This window comes from Cedecea neteri NBRC 105707 = ATCC 33855, from assembly GCF_001571265.1.
Classification (GTDB): Bacteria; Pseudomonadota; Gammaproteobacteria; order Enterobacterales; family Enterobacteriaceae; genus Cedecea; species Cedecea neteri.
On the sequence record NZ_BCTL01000041.1, the window covers coordinates 60,807 to 68,658 of the forward strand.

General features: G+C 55.6%; 5 protein-coding genes and 1 pseudogene. 1 reads left to right on the forward strand and 5 read right to left on the reverse strand.

Going from position 1 to position 7,852, the window contains the following annotated elements; genetic code table 11:
* Positions 1–128 precede the first annotated feature (128 nt).
* The gene (locus CNE01S_RS17560; RefSeq protein ID WP_039294035.1) at positions 129–998 is read left to right on the forward strand and encodes a crotonase/enoyl-CoA hydratase family protein; all 870 of its coding nucleotides are present in this window, start codon (positions 129–131) and stop codon (positions 996–998) included.
* Here CNE01S_RS17560 and pdeR read toward each other — a convergent pair.
* From pdeR to CNE01S_RS17585, 5 genes and pseudogenes are all read right to left on the reverse strand, one after another.
* Positions 995–2,986, reverse strand: a complete 1,992-nt coding sequence (pdeR, locus tag CNE01S_RS17565) for a cyclic di-GMP phosphodiesterase (protein ID WP_061277549.1) — start codon at positions 2,984–2,986, stop codon at positions 995–997. The genes CNE01S_RS17560 and pdeR overlap by 4 nt on opposite strands.
* 196 nt (positions 2,987–3,182) lie before the next feature.
* A complete protein-coding gene (locus CNE01S_RS17570; RefSeq protein ID WP_061277550.1) occupies positions 3,183–5,117 on the reverse strand; it encodes an exoribonuclease II in 1,935 nt (644 codons plus the stop codon).
* Between the two features lie 85 nt (positions 5,118–5,202).
* Positions 5,203–6,378: a CMD domain-containing protein gene (locus CNE01S_RS17575; RefSeq protein ID WP_061277551.1), complete on the reverse strand. Its 1,176-nt coding sequence runs from the start codon at positions 6,376–6,378 to the stop codon at positions 5,203–5,205.
* A gap of 211 nt (positions 6,379–6,589) precedes the next feature.
* Positions 6,590–7,381, reverse strand: coding sequence for an enoyl-ACP reductase FabI (gene fabI, locus CNE01S_RS17580; protein WP_045782749.1), 792 nt, complete (start codon positions 7,379–7,381; stop codon positions 6,590–6,592).
* Between the two features lie 276 nt (positions 7,382–7,657).
* Positions 7,658–7,852: pseudogene (locus CNE01S_RS17585) on the reverse strand (peptide ABC transporter ATP-binding protein); the annotation flags it as partial.

Sequence of the window (7,852 nt, forward strand, 5' to 3'; positions counted from 1 at the left end):
TTCTTCAATAAATTATCGCACAACATATAAGCATTAATTATTAATCCTGGCGCTGCATTCATCAAACTACGGCGGTGGATTAGTCTGATCCTGCGATGACCGCACATTCATTTAATGAGGATCTGGCTATGACAGTTATCAATCAACCAACCTGCAAACTCTTTACTGACACTGCACGTTTTACTCAACTGTCTGGATATTACGAAGAAGAGCGCCGTACCGTCTGGATGATGCTTCGTGCCCGCCCGCGCCCCTGCTTCAATCACGGACTTATCGAGGAAATAATGAACCTGGGATATATCGTCCAGAAGGCCGGATTTAAAGTCGATTTCTGGGTGACCGGCTCGCTGGTCCCCGGGATGTACAATACCGGCGGGGATTTAGGCTTTTTTGTGGAAACTATTCGCAATGGGCGCCGCGAAGCGCTTCGTGCCTACGCACGGGCCTGCGTTGATTGCGTACACGCTGCGTCTCGCGGTTTTGATACGGGGGCGATAAGCCTGGCGATGGTGGAGGGCAGCGCGCTTGGGGGAGGATTCGAGGCGGCGTTAGCGCACCATTTCCTGCTGGCTCAGCGTGATGCCAGACTGGGGTTCCCGGAAATTGCGTTTAACCTGTTTCCCGGCATGGGCGCTTATTCTCTGGTGGCGCGCCGTTCCGGGATGAAGCTTGCTGAAGAGCTGATTTATAAAGGCGAGTCCCACACGGCGGAGTGGTACCAGCAGCACGGGCTGGTGGATCAGCTGTTTGAGCCGGGGCAGGGATACCTGGCCACGCGCACCTTCATCGATACCCTGCAGCCTAAACTTAACGGCGTGAAGGCCATGTTGCGCGCGCGTCAGCGTGTGTTACAGCTGCCGCGCTCAGAGCTGATGGACATCACCGAAGACTGGGTGGATGCCGCCTTCTGCCTTGAGGACAAGGACATTGCTTATATGGAACGGCTGGTCATGCTGCAAAACCGCCATACTTCGACGGCTTTGCGTAAAGCGGGCTAGCGCTTTGTTCTGGCCTGATAGCGCTTAAACCATCGCTCGAATACGGCTGCGGGCATTGGTTTGGCAAACAGGAAACCCTGCCGTTCGTTGACGCCGTTCTTGGTAAGAAAGGCGTCTTCTTTTTGGTTCTCCACGCCCTCGGCAATCACCTGCAAATTCAGCGCCTGCGCCACGGCCACGATGGCTCTGACCAGCGACTGGGACACGGAATGTTTATGCACGTCGCGCACAAAAGATTGATCCAGCTTGATGGCATCGATAGGGAAGCGGGCCAGCTGCGACAACGATGAATAGCCGGTGCCGAAGTCGTCCAGGTGAACCTGCGCACCCAGTTGGCTAAACTGCTTGATGACCGACAGCGCCAGTTCTTCGTTCTCGATAAGACAGCTTTCGGTCAGCTCCACGTCAATCGGGCAATATTCAAAATTCAGATCTTTCAGCGCCTGCTTAAGATCGCTAAAAATAGTCTGGTCGGCAAGCTGACGGGCAGAGACATTGACCGCCACGCGTAGATTAATCCCTTTGTCCCGCCATTTCGCCACCTGCTGCACAACGCTAACCATCACCCAGCGGCCAAGGGGCACGATCAGGCCAGATTCTTCCGCATAGGAGATAAAGCCCTGAGGCGGGATCAGCCCGCGCTCCGGTGACTGCCAGCGCACCAGCGCTTCCAGGCTACGAATTTCACCGCGCCAGGTCATTTTGGGTTGGTAATGAATAACCAACTGATCGTTATCCAGCGCTTTACGTAAATTGGTGTCCAGCCACAAATACTCAAACACCCGCTGGTTCATCTCTGGCGAGAACACGCAAAACTTGCCACGGCCGCTCTCTTTGGCGGTGTACATTGCCGTGTCGGCATTGCGAATCAGGTTTTCGCGCTCGTCGCCGTGCTGCGGAGCCAGGGAAATGCCCAGTGAACAGCCGCTGTAGACCTCAATCAGGCCAATTCTGAACGGCTGTTTCAGGCGAGTTAAAATGCGGGAAGACATCGCTTCAAGCGAGCCCTGCGAGGTGTTGGTCGCCAGCACGATAAATTCATCGCCCCCGAGGCGAGCCAGGACCTGACCTTCCTCAAGGCAGCTTAAAATTGCCAGCGACACGGCCTGCAGCAACTGATCGCCAAACATGTGGCCGTAGGCATCGTTCACTTTTTTAAAATTATCGAGATCCAGATAGACAATGCCGACCTGCGTGTCGCCACGTTTGGCAATGGCATCGCTAATCAAGTCGTAAATGGCGTTGCGGTTAGGCAGCCCGGTGATGGTGTCGGTATTGGCCAGCACCCGCAGACGCTCCTGCGCGCGGCGCTCTTCGGTAATGTCGGTGCCGGAGCAAATCAGGTAGATTTCGTTTTTGCCGCTGCCGCTGTGGACAAACTTGTTGCGGAATAAAAACAGCCGCTGGCCTTTGCGGGTTTTGACCCAACGTTCAACCTCATAGGAGCTGCCGTTGCGAAAAAATCCGCTGATATTGCGCTTTGAGGCGGCGGCTTCGCTACGGCTCATAAACAGCTTGAAGACATTCTGACCGATGACCTCATGCTCTTTCATCCCGGTGTATTCCTCACTTAGCCGGTTAAAGCGCTGAATATTTCCCTGTTTATCAAGGATAACAATCACAGAATTGGCTTCAGAGACAACCTGTTCGGCAAAAGAGAGCCCCTGCACCAGGTCTCGTGCTACAGAATGGGTGTCGTGCCAGGCCGAGGCGGTGCCTGCCCATTCGCGTTTGGACACTTTGCGGCCCACGATATGCACCGGGACTTCTATGCCAAACAGTGAGAGCGTCATGGTCAGGCTGGAGGTAATCACCGTCATCTGGCGAATTTCGTCGGCCTGTGCCATATCCAGTGCCACCACCTGGCCAGTGTCTGAATCCTCGCTGGCCGCCAGCTGAAGGGCGTTGCTGTCCGCCGGTAAACGCCAGTAGGGGCTGGTCGTCCCCAGGTAACGATAAAGCAGGTTCTGCTCCAAATCGTCTTTCATTCGTGCTCCTGAGCCTCAGGGGAAAAATATCACCTAAATCTATTATTTATAGTAGCAACAGACGGCCGATGTTAAAGCCCCGGTAAAGAGGAAAAGATCTTGTTTTTGCAGAGGATGTGCAATATATCGGCATGTTGAGATGACAGAAATAAAAAAGCCGGGCAGAGCGCCCGGCTTTGTAAGGGGAAAATCAGGATCAGGCCGCAGGGCGAGCGATAACGCTGCGGGTTTCCATGCGAACTTCCGCGATAGTGACATCGATAACGTCGGTCACTTTATAGACGACCTCGCCTTTGATCTGCACGGTACCGTTTTCCTGGCTGCAAACAAGCTCATCACGCACCGCGTGGATGAACGGCGCAGGGATAAACGCGACAGCTCCGTTTTCAACAAGGCGCACGCGCATGCCGCCCCGGCTGACATCGATAATCTCTGCTGCGAAGCGAGTATCGGTACCGGCTTTAGGGCTCAGGTAGCGGGCGTACAGCCAGTCGCCAACGTCGCGTTCTGCCATGCGGTTCAGGCGGCGGCGTTCTGCCATCTGAATCGTTGTTTCTTCCGCCGGACGAGTCGCTTTTTCGCCTTTAATAATCGCTTTCAGCAAACGGTGGTTAACCATGTCGCCGAACTTACGAATCGGTGAAGTCCATGTCGCGTAAGCTTCAAGCCCAAGGCCGAAGTGCGGGCCTGGCTCGGTGCTGATTTCGGCGAATGACTGGTAACGACGAATGCGGCTGTCGAGGAACCCGGTTGGCTGAGCGTCAAGTTCGCGGCGCAGCTTGCAGAAGCCTTCCAGGGTCAGCACTTCCTGCGCGTCGACGGTGATACCGTGAGTTTGCAGCATAGCGGCCAGCTGTTCAGTATTGGCAGGATCGAAGCCGGTATGAACGTTATAAATTCCGAAGCCCAGCTTCTCGCGCAGCACGATGGCCGCACAAACGTTAGCCGCAATCATCGACTCTTCAACGATGCGGTTCGCGATGCGGCGAGGCTCGGCCACGATATCCAGCACTTCGCCTTTTTCACCAAGAATAAAGCGGTAGTCCGGGCGATCTTTGAAGACCAGCGCGTGGGTATGACGCCATTCCCCGCGAGCCAGGCAAACGCGCTGCAACAGGCGAATTTGATTCGCAATTGCTTCGCTCTGCGGCTGCCAGTCACCTTTCTCTTCCAGCCAGTCAGACACTTCGTCATAAACCAGTTTGGCTTTGGACTCGATGTTGGCGGCGAAGAAATGAATGTCGCTGGCAATCGCGCCGTCCTGCTCAATGGTCATGCGGCAGGCGAGAACAGGGCGGACAACGTTGGCGCGCAGGGAGCAGAGGTCGTCCGACAGCTCGCGCGGCAGCATTGGAATATTGAAGCCAGGCAGATAGTTGGTAAAGGCACGAATTTTGGCGATGCCGTCGAGCTTGCTGCTTTCAGCGATCCACGCCGTAGGGTCGGCGATGGCCACGGTAAGCTGCAGTTTGCCGTCGGCCAGTTCTTCAACGTACAGCGCATCGTCCATATCTTCGGTGCTGGCGCTGTCGATGGTGACAAAATCAAGCGACGTTAAGTCTTCACGTACCAGGCCATCGTCGAGCATCTCGGTGGCCACGCCGTCCGGTGCTTCGCGTTCAAGGTTGTGACGTGACAGTGTCACCCACCACGGCGCGAGGTGATCGTCGCCGAAAGTGATAAATTGCGTTAATTCCGCATAAAACCCACGATCTCCCTTCAGGGGATGACGGCGCATTTCAGCCACCGCCCAGTCACCGTTCTGGAATTCATGGCTGACGCCACGTGCCGCGCGGCACTGAATCGCGTCTCTCAGCAGAGGATGATCCGGCACAATCGACAGGCGGTCGTCTTTTTTCTGAACGCGGCCAACAAAACGCGTCAGGAAAGGTTCGATAAGCGTTTCCGGCTCGGCGGATTCACGATCTTTATCGGTGTGAATGACGGCGCTGATACGGTCACCGTGCATCACTTTTTTCATCTGCGGCGGCGGAATAAAGTAGCTTTTATTCGCGTCGACTTCGAGGAAGCCGAACCCTTTTTCCGTGCCTTTCACCACGCCTTCAGCGCGTGGAGTCTGGGAATGCAGTTGCTGTTTTAGCTGCGCGAGCAGCGGGTTATCCTGAAGCATATCGTTTCGTTTTCGTGGCCAAAAGAGCGGCTGACAGTTTTACGCGAAACCGTACCTTGCGGCAAGCGCTGATTGCCGTGAAGGCTTATGGATTCAGCGCTTGAGCGGTATTTCCCAGGCCAATTTTCAGGCGGTTTATCCACCCGGCCAGCCCGGCACTAACCAGTAATTTCAGCACCTGTTGTTCGCTAAAACCTTGCTCATACAAAGGTTGAAGCTGCGCGGCGCTAAATCTGTCCGGCGCGCGGGTTAACAGCTGCACGGCCTGAATAATTGCTTTTTCACGAGGATGGTTGTGACTCCATGCGTTAAGCGCACGCTCACCGTTGCGCATTGCATCCGGCAACCCGGCATCTCCCTGCCAGGCTGCCACGGCATCGCTAAAGCAGGCGGCGCTGCCGTTAATCCGTGACGTCAGCATCACCACCAGCTGCGCATCGTCTGGTTGCTGCGACGTGGTCTGCCAGAACAAACGGGTAAGCTGGCTGAGGTAAGAAAGTGCCCGCTCATCGTGGGCAAGAAGCCAGGCAATATCACGCAGCGTGCGAAGCGGCTGGCTGATGCTCAAGACTTCTAGCTGTTCCGGGCGGGCATAGCGCATTTCAACAGGCGCCAGGCCCGGCTGCCAGCTTGCAGGATGCGGCGTAAACAGCTCGGGCTCCGCATCCTGCTGCCCGTTAATCCCCGGCAGCCAGCGAACGGGCAGGCCCTGCTGGGCTTGCCAGACGGCAATGGCGCGCGCCTGGAAGCCAACAAAGCCGATAATCTGGGTAAATGAAACGATATCGTCGACAGAGAGACCGCATTCGTCCAGCTGGGCGAGCGCGGCGTCGTCGATAAGCGTCGGGTGGCTGGCAAGCTGGCGGGCAAACTGGGTGATTTGAGTCAGGCGGCGGTTGCTTTCCCGGGATGAGTCAGGGCCCGGCTGCGGTGCCAGGCGAGCGGCATAGTGGTTACAAAGCCGCTGTACGCCATAAACCTGTGCGACGGTTAGCGCCGTGCTCAGGCGGTCATAGCTGCTGAGAGTATGCAGGCGCGTAACGGGGATGCTGTCCGGGAGCAGCACGTCTGAAGCGGCTCGGGCTGCATCAAGCCACGGGGCTTCAACAATCAATTGCGCCTCAGAAGGGACTACATCAAGCAAAAAGCGGTCTTCAACCTGCGCCGCTTCGGGAACTAAAGGCAGCACATCCGCCGGGCACAGACTGGACTGGGTTTCATGATACCAGTGGCTTTTACCAGAAAAGCGGCGTTGTTCCATGGTCGTTCCTTGGTCAAAAAGTTTGCAGACCCGGATACAACGTGGATGCCGGGCCTGGTTCGCTGTTTTATCCTGGCGCAAGCTTGGGAGGTGACAAAAGAATGATCGGTGATAATAAATATCGGAAAGGTATAACTCATTAGGAGTAAGGCGGGAAAGGCTGAGGGAAATAGCGAAACGGGCCGTAGCCCGCTTCACTCTGAAGCTGAAATTAGTCTTTCAGTTCCAGCTCGTTCATGGCAGCGATGCTGAAGCCACCGTCAACGTGAACCACTTCCCCGGAGATGCCGGCAGACAGGTCGGAACACAGGAAGGCTGCGGAGTTACCCACGTCTTCGATGGTTACGGTACGGCGAATTGGGGTAACCGCTTCGCAGTGGGCCAGCATTTTACGGAAGTCTTTGATGCCGGAAGCGGCCAGAGTACGGATTGGGCCAGCGGAGATGGCGTTAACGCGCACGCCTTCCGGGCCCATAGCGTTAGCCATGTAGCGAACGTTAGCTTCCAGAGACGCTTTTGCCAGGCCCATAACGTTGTAGTTAGGGATAGCACGCTCTGCGCCCAGGTAGGACAGGGTCAGCAGGGCGGAACCTGGGTTCAGCATTTCACGGCAAACTTTAGCCATTGCCACGAAGCTGTATGCGCTGATGTCGTGGGCAATTTTAAAGCCTTCACGGGTAACGGCGTTCACATAGTCGCCATCCAGCTGATCGCCAGGCGCGAAGCCGATGGAGTGAACGAAACCGTCAAATTTCGGCCAGCTTTTCGCCAGTTCGGTAAACAGCGCTTCGATGCTCTCATCTTCAGCCACGTCACATGGCAGCACGAGGCTTGAGCCCAGCTCGGCAGCAAAACCTTCCACACGGCCTTTCAGCTTTTCGTTCTGGTAGGTGAAAGCCAGCTCGGCGCCTTCGCGATGCATCGCCTGTGCGATACCGTAGGCAATGGAGAGTTTACTGGCGACGCCAGTGATCAGAATGCGTTTACCGGTAAGAAAACCCATAGCTTTAATCCTTAATAGTCATTGTTGTTGCGGCCAGCAGGTGAAAAAACAGGCAGGCCGACGTTAAGACCGGGCGATTCTAACATGACTCCCACGCAAGCGTTAATCCGACCACTTTTCCACGTCATAATTTGAGCCGCAGGGGTGTTGGCTGCACGCCCATTTCTCAGTCACTTACTTCAGTAAGCTCCTGAAAACTGCTCGCTTGCCGCCTGGCTGCAACTCAAATTATCTAGTGGAAGCTGGGGCAAAATGGCCGTGACGAAGTCGTCTAAATTAACGATCCCTGCGCCAGGCGTCAGCGGTTAAAGCTTCGCCGAAGTGGCTGTTAATCAGCCGCTTAGTCAATTCATGCAGCGGGGAGGCCAGCACGTCAGCCGTGCTGCCGCGCTCCACTACTTCGCCTTCGTGCATCACCATCACCTGGTCGCTGATGTGCTTCATCATGCCAATGTGCTGGGTCACGTAAAT